The organism is Arenibaculum sp., from assembly GCF_035998295.1.
In the GTDB taxonomy this organism is placed as follows: Bacteria; Pseudomonadota; Alphaproteobacteria; order Azospirillales; family Azospirillaceae; genus DASYHS01.
In genome coordinates, this window is the sequence record NZ_DASYHS010000070.1 from 63,416 (window position 1) to 79,643 (window position 16,228).

At 71.3% G+C, this 16,228-nt stretch carries 15 protein-coding genes; 9 read left to right on the forward strand and 6 right to left on the reverse strand.

Annotation, left to right across the window (positions count from 1 at the left end):
* Positions 1–26: 26 nt before the first annotated feature.
* The 3 genes from VGO20_RS07985 to VGO20_RS07995 form a co-directional block, all read right to left on the reverse strand.
* Entirely contained in the window at positions 27–404 is a 378-nt protein-coding gene (locus VGO20_RS07985) for a DUF1850 domain-containing protein (RefSeq protein WP_327501781.1), read from the reverse strand.
* On the reverse strand, positions 405–2,504 hold the full coding sequence (locus tag VGO20_RS07990) for a TRAP transporter permease (protein ID WP_327501782.1): 2,100 nt from the start codon (positions 2,502–2,504) through the stop codon (positions 405–407). It abuts the gene before it with no gap.
* An 84-nt stretch (positions 2,505–2,588) separates the two neighbouring features.
* The gene (locus VGO20_RS07995) at positions 2,589–3,530 is read right to left on the reverse strand and encodes a TAXI family TRAP transporter solute-binding subunit (protein WP_327501783.1); all 942 of its coding nucleotides are present in this window, start codon (positions 3,528–3,530) and stop codon (positions 2,589–2,591) included.
* A gap of 147 nt (positions 3,531–3,677) precedes the next feature.
* Between VGO20_RS07995 and VGO20_RS08000 the strand changes: the two genes are divergently transcribed.
* The 9 genes from VGO20_RS08000 to VGO20_RS08040 all read left to right on the forward strand — a co-directional run bounded on the left by VGO20_RS08000 (position 3,678) and on the right by VGO20_RS08040 (position 13,303).
* Positions 3,678–4,448 (forward strand): SRPBCC family protein, encoded by a 771-nt coding sequence (locus tag VGO20_RS08000; protein WP_327501784.1) that lies wholly within the window; start codon positions 3,678–3,680, stop codon positions 4,446–4,448.
* 146 nt (positions 4,449–4,594) lie between these two features.
* A complete protein-coding gene (locus tag VGO20_RS08005) occupies positions 4,595–5,083 on the forward strand; it encodes a (2Fe-2S)-binding protein (protein ID WP_327501785.1) in 489 nt (162 codons plus the stop codon).
* Positions 5,084–5,111: 28 nt separating this feature from the next.
* Positions 5,112–7,502: a xanthine dehydrogenase family protein molybdopterin-binding subunit gene (locus VGO20_RS08010; RefSeq protein ID WP_327501786.1), complete on the forward strand. Its 2,391-nt coding sequence runs from the start codon at positions 5,112–5,114 to the stop codon at positions 7,500–7,502.
* Between the two features lie 14 nt (positions 7,503–7,516).
* Complete coding sequence (locus tag VGO20_RS08015) at positions 7,517–8,311, forward strand: FAD binding domain-containing protein (RefSeq protein ID WP_327501787.1); 795 nt, start codon at positions 7,517–7,519, stop codon at positions 8,309–8,311.
* 143 nt (positions 8,312–8,454) lie between these two features.
* Entirely contained in the window at positions 8,455–9,390 is a 936-nt protein-coding gene (locus VGO20_RS08020) for an AAA family ATPase (protein WP_327501788.1), read from the forward strand.
* Positions 9,391–9,398: 8 nt separating this feature from the next.
* Positions 9,399–10,646 (forward strand): vWA domain-containing protein, encoded by a 1,248-nt coding sequence (locus VGO20_RS08025; protein ID WP_327501789.1) that lies wholly within the window; start codon positions 9,399–9,401, stop codon positions 10,644–10,646.
* A complete protein-coding gene (locus VGO20_RS08030; protein WP_327501790.1) occupies positions 10,643–10,963 on the forward strand; it encodes an XdhC family protein in 321 nt (106 codons plus the stop codon). The genes VGO20_RS08025 and VGO20_RS08030 overlap by 4 nt, the downstream gene beginning before the upstream one ends.
* Positions 10,960–11,676: an XdhC family protein gene (locus VGO20_RS08035; RefSeq protein ID WP_327501791.1), complete on the forward strand. Its 717-nt coding sequence runs from the start codon at positions 10,960–10,962 to the stop codon at positions 11,674–11,676. Before VGO20_RS08030 ends, VGO20_RS08035 begins: the two co-directional genes overlap by 4 nt.
* Before the next feature lies 1 nt (position 11,677).
* Positions 11,678–13,303, forward strand: coding sequence for a molybdopterin-binding/glycosyltransferase family 2 protein (locus tag VGO20_RS08040; protein ID WP_327501792.1), 1,626 nt, complete (start codon positions 11,678–11,680; stop codon positions 13,301–13,303).
* Positions 13,304–13,308: 5 nt separating this feature from the next.
* On the opposite strand, the gene VGO20_RS08045 is transcribed toward VGO20_RS08040, so the two are convergent.
* From VGO20_RS08045 to VGO20_RS08055, 3 genes are all read right to left on the reverse strand, one after another.
* Entirely contained in the window at positions 13,309–14,094 is a 786-nt protein-coding gene (locus VGO20_RS08045; protein ID WP_327501793.1) for an alpha/beta hydrolase, read from the reverse strand.
* A gap of 64 nt (positions 14,095–14,158) precedes the next feature.
* Positions 14,159–15,424 (reverse strand): SLC13 family permease, encoded by a 1,266-nt coding sequence (locus tag VGO20_RS08050; protein ID WP_327501794.1) that lies wholly within the window; start codon positions 15,422–15,424, stop codon positions 14,159–14,161.
* Between the two features lie 5 nt (positions 15,425–15,429).
* Positions 15,430–16,158 (reverse strand): type 1 glutamine amidotransferase, encoded by a 729-nt coding sequence (locus VGO20_RS08055; protein ID WP_327501795.1) that lies wholly within the window; start codon positions 16,156–16,158, stop codon positions 15,430–15,432.
* Between the last annotated feature and the right edge of the window lie 70 nt (positions 16,159–16,228).

The window sequence follows — 16,228 nt, forward strand, 5'->3', positions numbered from 1 at the left end:
GCCCGTCCCCGACCCGCTGACCCGATCTAGGGACAAGGGAACAGCGCGACCGGTCGGTCGGGCGTTCCCGTCAGCGCCGCGAGCGGCGTGCAGGCGCCGGCCGCGCACAGCTCATAGTCGGACGTGAAGGTGGAGTTGGCCAGGACCACGCGCTCCAGCGGGGCGAGGTCGGGGCGGTAGCGCCACCAGCCCCCCTCCAGAACCGCGCCGTCCGGGACCTCCATCCCGGCGCCGTGGCCGCGGATGGCCGCCTCCTCCAGCACCAGGCCGCCATCCGCGACGGCCCAGGCCTCGCGCCAAGCGATCTTCTCGACGGAGTGGGTCCAGGACAGCTCGAAGCGGTCGGCCGGCACGCTGGCAAGCAGCGTGCCGGCGACCGCCGCGATGCACAGCGCCGCCGGCACTCAGGCGGTCCCGGCCACCGTCCGGCGCACCCTCCAGACGTGGAACACCAGGAACGAGCCGCACAGCAGGAAGCCGATCTCGTCCGTGATCGGCAGCGCCACGACCATCATGAAGGCGCCGGCCGTGGCCCACAGACGCTCGTACCAGCTCAGCGGCGCGAACAGGAAGCCGATCGATCCCGCCCCCCACAGCCCCACCGACAGCAGGGCCTTGATGACGATGTAGCCGATCGCGACCGGGTCGTCGGACTGCAGCATCAGGGCCGGCGAGTAGACGGCCATGAACGGGACGACGAAGCCGGCGATGGCGATGCGAAGGCACTGGATGCCGATGCGCAGGCCGGGGGCGCGGGCGATCGGCGCCGCGGCGAACGCCGCCAGCGCCACCGGCGGGGTCAGGTCGGCCATGATCCCGAAATAGAACACGAACATGTGGCTGACGATCAGCGGCACGCCCAGTTCCAGCAGCGCCGGGCCGACCAGGGACGAGGTGATGATGTAGTTGGGGATGGTCGGGATGCCCATGCCCAGGATCAGGCACGTCACCATGGTCAGCACGAGGCTGAGGAACAGGCTCCCCTCGCCGACCGACACGATCACGCGCACGAAGTTGCTGCCGAGCCCGGTCAGGGTCATCGTGCCGATGATGACGCCGACCAGCGCGCAGGCCACGCCGACGGCGAGCGCGTTCTTCGCCCCCTCGGCGAGGCTGTCGACCGCGAGCACGAGCGTCTCGCGGCCGCCGCGGTGCAGCAGGTTCAAGGCGACCAGCCCCGCCACAATCGTGAACACGACCTGGATGCCGTAGTCGAGGAACAGCGAGGTCAGCGCGCCGAGCGCGATCCAGAACAGGATGCGGGCCGCCATGGGGCCGATGCGGGCAGTCAGCGCGCTGGCCAGGATCAGCACGACCGTCAGCGCGAGGCCGACCGTCCCGGCGAAGAGCGGCGTGTACCCCGTGAACAGCAGGTAGACCAGGATCGCGAGCGGGATGATCAGGTGCCACTTCGCCTTCAGCGCCGCGAACGCGTTCGGCAGTTCCGAGCGCGGCAGCCCCAGCAGGTTCAGGCGGCCGGCCTCGAGATGCACCATCCAGAGGACCGTCGCGAAATAGAGCAGCGCCGGGATCAGTGCCGCGCGCACCACCTCGACATAGGGGACGTTGATCGTCTCGGCCATGATGAAGGCGACGGCACCCATCACCGGCGGCATGATCTGGCCGCCCATGCTCGCCGTCGCCTCGACCGCGCCCGCGAAGGCCGGGCGGTAGCCGAACTGCTTCATCAGCGGGATCGTGAACTGGCCGGTCGTGACGACGTTCGCGACGCCGGACCCGTTGATCGTGCCCATCATCGCCGACGAGACGACGGCCACCTTGCCCGGCCCGCCGCGGGTATGGCCGACGCTCCCGAGCGCGATGTCGTTGAACAGGCCGATCATGCCGGCGCGCTCGAGGAAGCTGCCGAACAGGATGAACAGGAAGATGTAGGTCGACGAGACGTAGATCGGGGTGCCGAAGATCCCCTCGGTGCCGAGGAACATGTGGTCGGCGACCTGGTCGAAGCCGAAACCCCGGTGGTCGAGCGGCGACGGCAGGTACTCGCCGAACAGCGCATAGCCCAGGAACAGCCCGCAGATCGCCGGCAGGGCGAAGCCCATGATCCGCCGGGCCGCCTCGAAGACGAGCACGACCATGATGCTGCCGACGACGAGGTCGGTCAGGTTGGGCCAGCCCGCGCGCAGGAGGATGTCGACCTCGAAGATCCAGTGGTAGGTGGCGAGCGCGAAGGCGAGGGCCCCGAGCAGCCAGTCCCGCGCCGCGGCCGCGCGGCCGGGCTGGCGGGCGGCCGACAGCGCAAAGGTCAGCAGCAGCAGGAAGCCGACATGGATCGAGCGGACGACGAGGCTCGACAGCGGCGTGAACGCGGCGGTCCAGATCTGGAACACCGAGAAGGCCACCGCGATCGCGAAGAGGATCTTGCCGACCGGGAGTGCCCGGTCCGGCAGCGATCCGTGCAGCGGCCCATGTTCGCCGGCGATCTCTGGCTGGGCGGCCGGCTGGGAGGCCGGCTGTGAAGGTGGAACGGGGCTTGCCGCCATGCGGCTGGTCTCCAGAAAGGCAGACGGCGGCCGGGCGCGCGTGGCCCGGCCGCCGGTCGGGGTCGTCCGGTCAGGACCGTCCGGTCAGTTCAGGACGCCCTTCTCGCGGTAGTACCGCTCGGCGCCGGGGTGCAGCGGGATCGGCATGCCCTCGGTCGCCTTCGACAGGTCGATGGCCTGCGCCGCGGCGTGGGCCGCGGTCATGTCGTCGAGGTTCTCGAAGATCTGCTTGGTCAGCTGGTAGCCCAGCTCCTCGTCGACGCCCTCATGCGTCGCGAGGAAGTTGACGACGGCCGCGGTCGGCACGTCCTTGTCCTGGCCGTCATAGGTGCCGGCCGGGATGACGGTGGGGACGTAGACCGGGTCGCCGATCTGCGAGACCACGTCCTCGGGGATCGCCACCACGACGATGTCGTTGGTCGCGGCGAGGTCGCGGATCGAGGCCACGCCGAGGCCCGCGGACTGCAGCGTCGCGTCGATCTGCCGGTTCTTCACCAGCTCGACCGATTCGGCGAAGGGCAGGTACTCTACCTTCTCGAGGTCGTCGTAGCTGAGGCCGGCCGCGGCGAGCACCGCGCGCGCGTTCAGCTCCGTCCCCGACCGGGGCGCGCCGACCGACACGCGCTTGCCCTTGAGGTCGGCCAGCGTCTCGATGCCGCTGTCGGCACGGGCGACGACCTGGATGTAGTTGGGATAGACCGCGGCGATGCCGCGCAGCTTGTCCAGCTTCTCGCGGAAGCCGACCTCCGTGTTGCCCTCCCACGCATGGCTCAGCGAGTCGCCCAGCGTGAACGCAACTTCGCCGCGTCCCGCCTGCAGGAGGTTGAGGTTCTCCACCGACGCCTTGGTCGACTGGACCGAGGTGCGGACCTCGGGGATGTTCTCAGCATAGATCTTCGACAGCGCGACGCCGAGGGGGTAGTAGACGCCGCTCGTGCCGCCGGTCAGAATATTCACGAACTGCTCCGCCTTGGCGGGCGCGGTCATGGCAAGCGCCACGGCTGCGGCGGCGAGCAACTTCTTCATGGGGTTTCCTCCCGTTTGTTCTTGACCTTCTCGGGCCGAGCCCGAGAGGTTAATGCGCATTCGCGGGATTTGCCATAGGGTTGGACGACACGGCGTCGCGCGGGCGGCGGTCGGGGATCGGCAACCGGAATTCGGAGGAGCGACGCCATGGACATGACTGGCGAGTATCGGATCGGGGCGCCACGCGAGACGGTATGGGCGGCACTCAACGATCCCGAGGTGCTGCGCCAGTGCATCCCCGGCTGCGAGGAGCTGGAGAAGCTGTCCGACACCGAGTACGCGGCGAAGGTCGTGGCCAAGGTGGGGCCGGTCAAGGCGAAGTTCGCGGGCAAGGTGGCGCTGTCCGACCTGGACCCGCCCAACGGCTACACGATCTCCGGCGAAGGCAGCGGCGGCGCGGCCGGCTTCGGCAAGGGCGGGGCTCGCGTCCGGCTGGCCGAGGACGGGCCCGCCACCACGGTCCTCGCCTACGAGGCGCATGCCACGGTCGGCGGCAAGCTCGCCCAGATCGGCTCGCGACTGGTCGATGCGACCGCGCGCAAGATGGCCGACGATTTCTTCGCCCGGTTCACCGAGGTGGTCGGCCGGCCGGCGGCGGTGGTTGCCGACGTCCCGCCGCCCGACCCCGTGCCCGAGCCGGTGCCGGGCGCCGAGCCCGTGCCCGCCGCGATGCCCCCTCACCGGGACGAGGACGCGGCCGTCGCCGCCGCCGAGCCGGTGCCCGCGGCGGCCGCGCCGATGACGGCGCCGGGCCCCACCACCCAGACCGGCGGGGGACCTGCCCCCCAGACCAGCGGGGGCCCCGCCCCCCAGACCAGCGGCGGACCCGCCACCCGGCCCGGCCAGGGCCTGCGGCCGGCGGTATGGATCGGCGCCCTCATCGTGCTGGTCGTTGTTCTGCTGCTGTTCTTCAACTGAAGCGATCGGATATCCCCCGGAGCCGCTTGACCTGCCTCCTTCCCTTTCTTAGCCTCATGCTAAAGAAAACGCCGGGCGCAGCGCGCGGTTGAGCGCCATAGCCCCCGGCGACGCAGTCATCCAGCCTGCATGAGGGAGGTCACGCGATGCCAACCGTTTCCATGACGGTGAACGGCAAGTCCGTCACCGGGGAGGTCGAGGGCCGTACGCTCCTCGTCCAGTTCCTCCGAGAGAACTTGCATCTCACCGGCACCCATGTCGGCTGCGACACGAGCCAGTGCGGGGCCTGCGTCGTCCATGTCGACGGCGCCTCGGTGAAGAGCTGCACGATCTTCGCCCTCCAGGCCGACGGGGCCTCCGTCACGACCATCGAGGGGCTGGCAGCACCCGACGGCACGCTGCACCCGATGCAGGCCGCCTTCCGCGAGCACCACGGCCTCCAGTGCGGCTTCTGCACGCCGGGCATGGTGATGTCCGCGGTCGACCTCGCGCGGCGCGACCCGGACCTCACCGAGCGCTCCGTGCGCGAAGGGCTCGAGGGGAACATCTGCCGCTGCACGGGCTACCACAACATCGTGAAGGCCGTGCTCGCAGGTGCGGAAGCGATGAAGGTCACGGCCGAGGCCGCCGAATAACGGGCCCGTTCCTGGGGAGAGAGACGTCATGGCTAATCCCAACGGCATCGGCGCCGCCGTCAGGCGCCGCGAGGACTTCAGGTTCCTTACCGGCCAGGGCACCTATACCGACGACATCGACCGGCCGGGCCAGACCTACGCCTACATCCTGCGCTCGCCGCACGCCCATGCCCGCATCCGCGGCATCGACCTGTCCGGGGTTTCGGACGCCCCGGGCGTCGTGGCCATCTATACCGGCCAGGACATGGCCGCCGACGGCGTCAAGAGCCTGCCGTGCGGCTGGCTGATCCACTCCCGGGACGGCAGCCCGATGAAGGAGCCGGCGCACATGCCGCTGGCGGTCGACAAGGTCCGCCACGTCGGCGATTCCGTCGCCGTCGTGATCGCCCGCACCCGCGGGCAGGCGCAGGACGCCGCCGAGCGGATCGTGGTCGACTACGAGGAACTGCCCGCCGTCATCGACATGAACGCGACCCTGGCGCCCGGCGCCACCAGCGTCCATGACGACGTCCCCGGCAACCTCTGCTACGACTGGCACCTCGGCGACGAGGCCGCCGTCGACGCCGCCTTCGCGAAGGCGGCGCACGTGACCAAGCTGGACCTCGTGAACCAGCGGCTCGTCCCGAACGCGATGGAGCCGCGCGTCGCGATCGGCGAGTACGACCGGGCGACCGGGGAGCACACGCTCTACACGACCAGCCAGAACCCCCACGTGATCCGGCTGCTGATGGGCGCCTTCGTGCTGGGCATCCCCGAGCACAAGCTGCGCGTCGTCGCCCCCGACGTGGGCGGCGGCTTCGGCTCGAAGATCTTCCACTACGCCGAGGAGGCGATCGTCACCTGGGCGTCGCGCAGGGCGGGCGTCCCGGTGAAATGGACCTCCGACCGCTCGGAAGCCTTCCTCACCGACGCGCACGGCCGCGACCACCTGACCCATGCCGAGCTGGCGCTCGACGCCGACGGCACCTTCCTGGGCCTGCGCGTGCGCACCACCGCGAACATGGGCGCCTATCTCTCCACCTTCTCGACGTCAATCCCGACATATCTCTACGCGACGCTGCTGGCGGGCCAGTACCGGACGCCGGCGATCTATGCCGAGGTCAAGGCGGTGTTCACGACCACCACGCCGGTCGACGCCTATCGCGGCGCGGGGCGGCCCGAGGCCTGCTACGTGATCGAACGGCTGGTCGACAACGCGGCGCGCGAGCTCGGCATCGACAAGGCCGAGATCCGCCGGCGCAACTTCATCCCGGCCGATGCCTTCCCCTACGCGACCCCCGTCGCCCTCACCTACGACACCGGACGCTTCGACATCTGCCTCGACGAGGCGCTGAAGATGATCGACTACGACGGTTTCCCGGCGCGGCGCGCCGAGGCGAAGGCCAGGGGCAAGCTGCGGGGCATCGGCCTGTCGAGCTACATCGAGGCATGCGGCATCGCGCCGTCCAACGTCGCAGGCGCGCTGGGTGCGCGCGCCGGCCTCTACGAGTCCGCCGAGGTCCGCTTCCATCCCACCGGCTCGGTGACGGTGTTCACCGGCAGCCACAGCCACGGCCAGAGCCACGAGACCACCTTCGCCCAGATCGTCGCCGACAAGTTCGGCATCCCGATCGAGACCGTGGAGATCGTGCACGGCGACACCGCGAAGGTGCCGTTCGGCATGGGCTCCTACGGCTCGCGCTCGCTCGCGGTCGGCGGCTCGGCGATCGTCAAGGCGATCGACAAGGTCGTCAACAAGGCGAAGAAGATCGCCGCCCACATGCTGGAGGCGGCCGAGACCGACATCGAGTTCAGCGACGGCCGCTTCACGGTCGCCGGCACGGACAAGAGCCTCGGCATCGGGGACATCGCGCTCTCCGCCTACGTCCCGCACAACTTCCCGCTCGACGAGCTGGAGCCCGGGCTCGACGAGCAGGCCTTCTACGACCCGAAGAACTTCACCTACCCCAACGGGACGCAGGTCTGCGAGGTGGAGATCGACCCCGATACCGGCACGACGCGGATCGTCAACTTCGTCGCGGCCGACGACTTCGGGCGCGTCATCAACCCGATGGTCGTCGAGGGGCAGGTCCATGGCGGCATCGTCCAGGGCATCGGCCAGGCGCTGTTCGAGCACGCGGTCTACGACCCCGAGAGCGGGCAGCTCCTGACCGGCTCCTACATGGACTACTGCATGCCGCGGGCCGACGACCTGCCGAGCCTGCAGGTCACCTACCACGAGGAGGCGCCCTGCACCCACAACCCGCTCGGCGTCAAGGGATGCGGCGAGGCCGGGACGATCGGCGGCGCGGCCGCGGTGATGAACGCGGTCGTCGACGCGCTGGCGGAGTTCGGCGTCGGCCACATCGACATGCCCGCGACGCCGGAGAAGGTCTGGCGGGTGATCCAGGCGGGCAAGATGCCCATGGCCGCCGAATAGGAGAGGACCTCACGATGTACGGTTTCGACTACCATCGTCCGGGCTCCGTCGCCGACGCGGCGGCGCTGCTGGCCAAGACCGAGGACGCGAAGCTCCTCGCCGGCGGCCAGACCCTGATCCCGACCCTGAAACAGCGGCTGGCGCAGCCCTCGGACCTCGTCGACCTCGGCCGCATCCCGGAGCTGAAGGGCATCCGCGAGGAGGCCGGCGGCCTCACCATCGGGGCCATGACGACCCATGCCGAGGTCGCGTCCAGCCCAGTGGTCGCCGGAGTGATCCCGGCGCTCGCCCAGCTCGCGGGGCTGATCGGCGACCGCCAGGTGCGCAGCCGCGGCACGCTCGGCGGGTCGATCTGCAACAACGACCCGGCCGCCGACTATCCGGCCGGCCTGGTCGGCCTCGGCGCCACCGTCCGGACCAGCCGGCGCGAGATCGCGGCGGAGGACTTCTTCACCGGCATGTTCGAGACGGCGCTGGAGCCGGACGAGATCGTCGTCGCGGTGCATTTCCCGAAGCCGGACCGGGCGGGATACGCCAAGTTCCGCAACCCCGCCAGCCGCTACGCCATGGTCGGCGTCTTCGTCGCCCAGCGTGGCGCCGAGGTCCGCGTCGCGGTGACCGGCGCCGGGCCGAGCGTGTTCCGGGCCGGCGCGATGGAGGACGCGCTCGCCAAGGGCTTCGACCCGGCGGCGCTCGACGGCGCCACGGTCGATGCGGACGGGCTCAACGGCGACATCCACGCCAGCGCCGAGTACCGCGCCCATCTCGTCGGCGTGATGGCGAAGCGCGCGGTCGCGGCCTGCGGCTGACCGCCGCCGATGGACCGAGGGGGCGGAGGCGCAGGTCTCCGCCCCTTTTCCATGCCCGCTTCCGCACCGGTCCGAATGCGCTATTGTCCCTGGAGGTGGTCTTCTGATGCGATGGACCGTTCCCGGCCGAGAATGAGCTCTCGATGACAGACGACAAGCACGCCCTGCCCGTTCCCGACAGCGTCGATGCCGTCCTGGACCTGCTGCGCCACGGCGACTACCTCGCCGAACGCTCGCTCGCCACCGCGCTCTTCCTGGCGCTCAGGCTGCGGCGGCCGCTGTTCCTGGAAGGCGAGGCCGGCGTCGGCAAGACCGAGATCGCGAAGGTCCTCGGCCGCACGCTCGGCCGCCGCCTGGTGCGGCTCCAGTGCTACGAAGGCCTGGACGTCGGGTCGGCGGTCTACGAATGGAACTACGCGCGCCAGATGATCGAGATCCGCCTCGCCGAGGCGAGCGGGCAGCGCGACCGCGACACGCTGGGCCAGGACGTGTTCTCCGAGCGGTTCCTGATCCGCCGGCCGCTGCTCCAGGCCCTGGAGAGCCACCCCGAAGGGCCGCCGGTGCTGCTGATCGACGAGCTGGACCGCACCGACGAGCCGTTCGAGGCGTATCTCCTGGAGGTGCTGTCGGATTTCCAGGTCACGATCCCGGAGATCGGGACGATCGCCGCCGCCGAGCCGCCGCTCGTGATCATCACCTCCAACCGCACCCGCGAGATCCACGACGCGCTGAAGCGGCGCTGCTTCTACCACTGGGTCGACTATCCCGACGCGGCGCGGGAGATGGAGATCCTGCGGGTGAAGGTTCCGGGTGCCGACGAACGCCTGACGGCGCAGGTCGTCGGCTTCATCCAGCAGCTCCGGGGCATGGACCTGTTCAAGGTCCCGGGCGTGGCCGAGACCCTGGACTGGGCGCAGGCGCTGGTGGAGCTCGACCGCCTGGAGCTCGACCCCGAGACGATCAACGACACGCTCGGCACGATCCTGAAATACCAGGACGACATCGCCCGCATCCAGGGCAGCGAAGCCGGCCGGATCCTCGCCCAGGTGAAGTCCGAGCTGGCGACGACCGGGATCTGAGGCCGGCCATGGTCCGGGACGCGCGCGACCTCGCCGTCGAGCCGGGAGGGCGCCTCACCCTCAACATCATGCATTTCGCCCGCGCGCTCCGGGCCGCGGGCCTGCCGGTCGGTCCCGGCAAGGTGCTCCAGGCGGTCGAGGCGGTCGAGACGGTCGGCCTCGCCAGCCGCAGGGACTTCTACTGGGCGCTGCATTCGGTCTTCGTCAACCGGCGCGACCAGCACGAGCTCTTCAACCAGGCATTCCACGTGTTCTGGCGCAATCCGGAACTCCTCAAGCGCATGATGGCGCTGCTCCTGCCGGCCTTGCGCGCGGAGCTGAAGCGGTCGGGGCCGGAGCTGTCCCCCCGCCTGGCCGAGGCGCTGCAGCCGCGCCGGGCGGATGCCGATCACGGCCGCGGCCGCGAGGAGGAGAAGCGGGAGATCGAGATCGACGCCACCATGACATGGTCGCAGCGCGAGCTGCTCCAGGTCATGGACTTCGAGAAGATGGGCACGGCCGAGACGGCCGCGGCCAAGGCCGCGATGAAGCGGATGCGGCTGCCGCTGATGACGGTGGCAACGCGGCGCTACGCGCCCAGCCCGGCGGGGCGCAGCGCCGACATGCGCGCGACGCTGCGGCGCACCCTGCGCTCCGGCGGCGCCTCGATCGACCTCGCGCGCCGCCGCCGCCGCGTGCGCCATCCGCCGCTGGTCGTGCTCTGCGACATCAGCGGCTCGATGAGCCGGTATTCCCGGATGCTGCTGCACTTCCTGCACGCGCTGACCAACGACCGGGACCGCGTCCACACCTTCCTGTTCGGAACGCGCCTCACCAACGTGACGCGCCATCTGCGCCACAAGGACGTCGACGTGGCGCTCGAGAAGGTGGCCGGCGCCGTCGAGGACTGGTCGGGCGGCACCCGGATCGGCCAGACGATCGAGCGCTTCAACCGCGACTGGTCGCGCCGCGTGCTCGGCCAGGGCGCGGTGGTCCTGCTGATCACCGACGGCCTGGACCGGGACGCGGGGCTCGGGCTCGATGCCCAGATGGAACGCCTGCACAAGAGCTGCCGGCGCCTGATCTGGCTCAACCCCCTCTTGCGCTACGAGGGCTTCCAGCCGAAATCCTCCGGCATCCGGGCGATCATGCCCCATGTCGACGAGTTCCGGCCGGTGCACAACCTCCAGAGCCTGGAGGATCTGGCCCGCGCCCTGACCCATGTCGGGCCGCGCCGCCAGGACGGCATGAGACGATGGACCGAGGAGATGTCATGAACGGCGAAGCCGACATTCTCGCCCGCGCGGCGGAACTGCGCGGTTCGGGCCGCAGGGTGGCGCTCGCCACCGTGGTCCGGACCTGGGGGTCCTCGCCGCGCCCGGTCGGCAGCCAGCTTCTCGTCGACGAGGAGGGCGCCATGCTCGGGTCCGTCTCCGGCGGCTGCATCGAAGGTGCCGTCGTCCACGAGGCGATGAAGGTGATGGAGGACGGGGAGCCCCGCATGCTGTCCTTCGGCGTCAGCGACGAGCAGGCCTGGGAGGTCGGGCTCGCCTGCGGCGGCCAGGTGCAGGTCTATGTGGAGACGGTCGAATGAAGGCCGACATCCTCCGCCGGCTCGTCGACGCGCGGGCCGCCAAGCGTCCCGCCGCGCTGGTGACCGATCTCGGCACCGGCATGCAGTCGATCGTGCTGGACGACGGCGTCCACGGCGCGTTCGGCATGACCGACGAGGAGCTTGCCCTGGTCCGGCGCCACCTCGCCCTCGACCGCAGCGCCATCGTGGAGCAGGACGAGCGCTCCTGGTTCGTCCATGCGTTCAACCCGCCGCTGCGCCTCGCCATCGTCGGCGCGGTCCACATCGCCCAGGCCTTGGCCCCCGTCGCCGCACTTTCCGGCTACGACGTCGTGATCGTCGACCCGCGGCGCGCGTTCGCGACCGAGACCCGGTTTCCCGGCGTCGCCCTCAGCGACGACTGGCCGGACGACGGGCTGCGCGCGATCGGCATCGACCGCCGGACGGCAGTCGTGACCTTGACCCACGACCCCAAGCTCGACGACCCCGCACTCCAGGTGGCGTTGCGCTCGCCGGCATTCTACGTCGGTTCGCTCGGCAGCCGGCGGACGCATGCCAAGCGCGTCGCAAGGCTGCGCGAGGCCGGGTTCTCCGAGGCGGAGATCGCCCGGATACGCGCGCCGGTCGGGCTCGACATCGGCGCCGTGTCCCCGGCGGAGATCGCGGTCGCGATCATGGCCGAGATCACGGCCACCTTGCGGGCGTCGACCGGGGACGGCGCGGAGGACGGTTGAGATGCGGTTCGGCCCGATCCCACTGGAGCACGCGCAAGGCGCTATCCTCGCGCATTCCTTGCGGACGGGCGCCCTGACGTTCAGGAAAGGCCGGAAGCTGGCGGCCGCGGACGTCGCGGCACTGGCCGCCGAAGGGATCGCGGAGGTCACGGCGGCCCTCCTCGATCCCGACGACGTCGGCGAGGACGAGGCGGCCACGAGGCTCGCGGCCGACCTGCTCGGCCCGGGGCTGCGGGCCAGCGCCGCCTTCACGGGCCGCGTCAACCTGTTCGCCGAACGGCCCGGCGTCCTCGTCCTCGACCGCGAGCGGCTGGACCGGTTCAACCGGATCGACGAGGCGATCACGGTCGCGACGCTCCCGCCCTTCGCGGCCGTCGAGCCCCGCCAGATGGTCGCCACGGTGAAAATCATCCCCTTCGCCGTCCCGAACGGGGCCGTGGAGCGGGCCGCCGCCCTGGCGCGGGGCGGCGAACCGGCGCTTCGGATCGCCGGCTACCGCCCGGTTCGGGCGGCCCTGGTCCAGACCCGGCTCGCCGGGACGAAGGAGAGCGTGCTCGACCGCACGGTCGCGGTCACCCGCGACCGGCTGCAGGCGCTCGGCGGCACGCTGGAGGCCGAGCGGCGCTGCCGCCACGACGAGGCGGCGCTCGCGGCCGAGATCGGGTCCCTGCGGGGGACGGGCGTGGAGATCCTGCTGATCGCCGGCGCGTCGGCCATCACCGACCGGCAGGACGTGCTCCCCGCCGCGATAGAGCGGGCGGGTGGGCGGGTCGACCATTTCGGCATGCCCGTCGACCCCGGCAACCTCCTCCTCCTCGCCCATCTCGGCGAGGTGCCGGTCCTGGGGCTGCCGGGCTGCGCCCGGTCGCCGAAGCTGAACGGCTTCGACTGGGTGCTCCAGCGCCTCGCCGCCGGGGTCCCGGTCGGCCGCGACGAAGTCATGGCGATGGGGGTCGGCGGCCTGCTGGCGGAGATCCCGAGCCGGCCTTTGCCCCGCGCCTCCGGCGGGCTCGGCCTCGTGGAGGCGCCGCGGGCGCCGCGGATCGCGGCGATCGTGCTCGCCGCGGGCCAGTCGCGGCGGATGGGCACCAACAAGCTGGTCGAGGAGGTCGGCGGCATGCCGATGGTCGCCCGCGTCGTCGACGCGGTGCTGGCCTCGGCCGCGGCCCCCGTCGTCGTCGTGACCGGCCACCAGCAGCAGGCGGTGGCGGCGGCACTCGCGGGACGGCCGGTCACCCTCGTGCACAACCCCGCCCATGGCGAAGGGCTCAGCACGTCGCTCAAGGCCGGGATCGTCGCCCTGCCCGACGACGTCGACGGCGCGCTCGTGTGCCTCGGCGACATGCCCGGCGTCGCGCCGTCGGCCCTGGACCGGCTGATCGCCGCCTATGCGCCGGCCGAGGGCCGCGCGATCTGCGTGCCGACCTTCGGCGGCAAGCGGGGCAACCCCGTCCTGTGGGACCGCCGCTTCTTCGCGGAGATGATGGAGATCGCCGGCGACGTCGGCGCGCGCCACCTGGTCGGGGCGCATGCCGACCAGGTTGCCGAGGTCGAGATCGGCGACGACGGGGTGCTGGTCGACGTCGACACCCCCGAGGCGCTGGCGGCGCTTCGGGCCGGGAACTGAGCGGCCTAAGCCAGTTCCTCCAGGAAGCGTCTCACGATCTCGAAGGCGCCGTGGTCGTACACGTCGTTGTGCCCGGCGGCCGGCAGCCAGGCCGCCCGCTTCGGCTCGGCCGCGGCCTCGAACAGCCGGCGGCCGAAGCGGATCGGAATGATCCGGTCCCGCTCGCCGTGGACGATCAGCAGCGGCGCCCGGATGCGCCCGATCTTCGCCAGGCTGTCGAAGCGGTCGTGCATCAGCAGCCGCACCGGCGCCCAGGGAAAGCGCATCGCGCCGACATCGGGTACGGACGTGTACGGCGCTTCCAGGACGACGCCGGCCACCCGCCGCTCGACCGCCATCTGCACCGCGACCCCCGTGCCGAGCGATTCGCCGTAGACCACGACCGGCGCTTCTCCCAGCCGGTCCAGGAAGGCCCGCGCGTCGGCATAGAGCCCGTCCTCGCTCGGCCGCCCGGGGTTGCCGCCATAGCCGCGATATCCCGCCAGCAGGACGCCGAAGCCCGCATCGATGAGATGGCGCGCCTTGAACCCACGCAGGCCGAGATGCCCGGCATTGCCGTGAAACAGGACGACCGTCGGCAGGCCGGCGCCCGACGGGGGACGATGCCAGCCCGTCAGGTCGAGCCCGTCCACGGTGCGCACGACGATCGGCGCCATGTCGGGGACGTTCCAGGCCTCCGGCCGGGCCTGCGCGCGGTCGGGGAAGAACAGCAGCTTGCGTTGCGCCGCATAGAGCAGGCCGAGCAGGCCGCCATATCCCACCGCCGTCCCGGCCGCCAGCAATGCCACCACGCCTTCCTCCGCCGATCTTCCGTCATGCCGCATACGAAACACGCGAGCGCCCGTCGCCGCCGCATCACCGCCAGGCGAGCGGACCGAGCAGCGAGAACCATGCCAGGCTGGCCCCGAGGGAGGCCAGCGCCATCGGGATGCCGCAGCGGGCATGCGTCCGGAAGTCCAGCACTACGCCGGACCGCCGGGCGCGCTCCGAGACGATCAGGTTCGCGAGGCTGCCGATCAGCAGCAGGTTGCCGGCATGGGTGGAGAGCACGGCCAGCGCCTGCAGCGCCGCCTCCCCCGGCGCCGGCCAGACCGAAAGCAGCAGCATCACCGCAGGCACGTTGCCGACGGTGTTGCTCGCCAGCAGCGAGAAGCCGGCGAGCGGGCCGAGCGCCGCGAGGTCCACGCGGCCCAGCGCGATCCAGGCCGCGGCCCCGGCGCCGTAGGCGCTTGCCGACATGGCGCCAGTCACGACGAACAGGCTCGCGAACAGGACGATGAGGCTCCAGTCGACGCCGGCCATCAGGCTCCGGGTCTCGTGCCGCCGGCTCACGAACAGCAGCGCCGCCACGCCGGCCACCGCGACCTCGTGCGGGAGCGGGCTCGCGAAGAGCGCGACCAGCAGCATGGTGGCGGCCAGCGCCTTCGCGAGCGCCGGCCGGTCGACGGCCGGTGGATGGACCGTCGGCGGATCGGCCACGGAGTTGGTGGCCGCCGCCTGCCGGCGGAACGCGCCGTGCCAGACGAAGGCGACCGTCGCGAAGACGCAAGCCATGCCCATCAACGCGGGCGGCCCGCAGACGAGAAGGAAGCGCCAGAAATCGAGCGCACCGGCCTGCGCGATCAGGATGTTCTGTGGATTGCCGATGATCGTCGCCGCCGAGCCGGCGTTGCTGGCCCCGGCGAGCGCGATCAGGTACGGCCGGGGATCGAGCCCCCGCGCGGTCAGGCCGGCGCACAGCAGCGGCGTCATCGCGAAGGCGACGACGTCGTTGGCGACCACCGCCGACAGCCCGCCCGCGACCGCGACGACGAGCGCCAGCAGCACCAGCGGCGAGCCCCGGTACCCGGCGATGCGGGCGGCGCACCACCCGTAGGCGCCCGCGATCTCGAACTGGGTGGAAAGGACCATCAGCCCGAACAGCATGACCAGCGTCGGCAGGTCGATGAAGCCGGCCGCCTGCCGGCTCGTGACGGCCCCGCATGCCAGCAGGACGACGGCGCCGATGAAGGCCATGCCCGTGCGGTCGATCCGGAACCGGGGCACCCGGCCGGCCGCCATGGCGAGATACGTCGCGACGAAGACGACGGGGAGCAGCCAGCCCGCCGCGGCATCGGGCATGGAGGTCAGTCTCCGTTCCGTCGTTCCCGCTCGACCGCGCACAGCCGCAACCAGCGGCCGGCGATCGTCGCGGCGAGTTCGGCGGCCGCCGGCTCGCGACCGGTGAATTCCTCGCCGAGACGCCCGGCCAGCCGAACGCCGCCGGGAGGAAGCACGCCGGCGGCGGCATCGATCCAGCCGCGCACGATGCCCTCGGTCACCTCGGGATGGAACTGCACGCCGTAAAGGACGTCCTCCGCCACGAAGGCCTGGTTCCGGCACGCCTCTCCGGTCGCCAGCAGCAAGGCGCCCGCCGGCAGGTCGAAGGTGTCGTAGTGCCATTGGAAGACGCGCGGCGGCGCGCCGATGCCGCCGAAGACCGGATCGGCGGCCGCGGTGCCGGTGGGCGCCACCGTCTCGAAGCCGAACTCGGGGACGCGGAGCGGATAAACGCGATTGCCGAGCGCGCGGGCGATGAGCTGCGCCCCCAGGCACACGCCAAGCACCGGTCGCCGCTGGTCCCGGCACTGGCGGATCAGGTCCAGCAGATGCGGCAGCCAGGGACTGCTCGCATCGTCGGTGGCGCTCTGCGCCCCGCCGAGCACGACGGCGCCGGCATAGCCCGACATCGTGGCCGGCAGGTCGGCGGCCGCGGCCGGGGTCACCGTGACCAAGTCGGCTCCTGCCGCGGCCAAGGCCTCTCCGATGAGGCCCGCCGGCGCCCTGAAGCTGTTCTCGACGACCAGAATGCGCATGCCCGCCCCCGCACGGATCTTCCGATCGCGGATGTTCACGATCCGGCGGGACTGCGCCAGCGGGGAGTGT

Excerpts from the sequence above, each read along its gene's own strand:
- VGO20_RS07990 (WP_327501782.1), bottom strand. The coding sequence starts at position 2,504 with ATGGCGGCAAGCCCCGTTCCACCTTCACAGCCGGCCTCCCAGCCGGCC.
- VGO20_RS07995 (WP_327501783.1), bottom strand. The coding sequence starts at position 3,530 with ATGAAGAAGTTGCTCGCCGCCGCAGCCGTGGCGCTTGCCATGACCGCG.
- VGO20_RS08000 (WP_327501784.1), top strand. The coding sequence starts at position 3,678 with ATGGACATGACTGGCGAGTATCGGATCGGGGCGCCACGCGAGACGGTA.
- VGO20_RS08005 (WP_327501785.1), top strand. The coding sequence starts at position 4,595 with ATGCCAACCGTTTCCATGACGGTGAACGGCAAGTCCGTCACCGGGGAG.
- VGO20_RS08010 (WP_327501786.1), top strand. The coding sequence starts at position 5,112 with ATGGCTAATCCCAACGGCATCGGCGCCGCCGTCAGGCGCCGCGAGGAC.
- VGO20_RS08015 (WP_327501787.1), top strand. The coding sequence starts at position 7,517 with ATGTACGGTTTCGACTACCATCGTCCGGGCTCCGTCGCCGACGCGGCG.
- VGO20_RS08020 (WP_327501788.1), top strand. The coding sequence starts at position 8,455 with ATGACAGACGACAAGCACGCCCTGCCCGTTCCCGACAGCGTCGATGCC.
- VGO20_RS08025 (WP_327501789.1), top strand. The coding sequence starts at position 9,399 with ATGGTCCGGGACGCGCGCGACCTCGCCGTCGAGCCGGGAGGGCGCCTC.
- VGO20_RS08030 (WP_327501790.1), top strand. The coding sequence starts at position 10,643 with ATGAACGGCGAAGCCGACATTCTCGCCCGCGCGGCGGAACTGCGCGGT.
- VGO20_RS08035 (WP_327501791.1), top strand. The coding sequence starts at position 10,960 with ATGAAGGCCGACATCCTCCGCCGGCTCGTCGACGCGCGGGCCGCCAAG.
- VGO20_RS08040 (WP_327501792.1), top strand. The coding sequence starts at position 11,678 with ATGCGGTTCGGCCCGATCCCACTGGAGCACGCGCAAGGCGCTATCCTC.
- VGO20_RS08050 (WP_327501794.1), bottom strand. The coding sequence starts at position 15,424 with ATGCCCGATGCCGCGGCGGGCTGGCTGCTCCCCGTCGTCTTCGTCGCG.
- VGO20_RS08055 (WP_327501795.1), bottom strand. The coding sequence starts at position 16,158 with ATGCGCATTCTGGTCGTCGAGAACAGCTTCAGGGCGCCGGCGGGCCTC.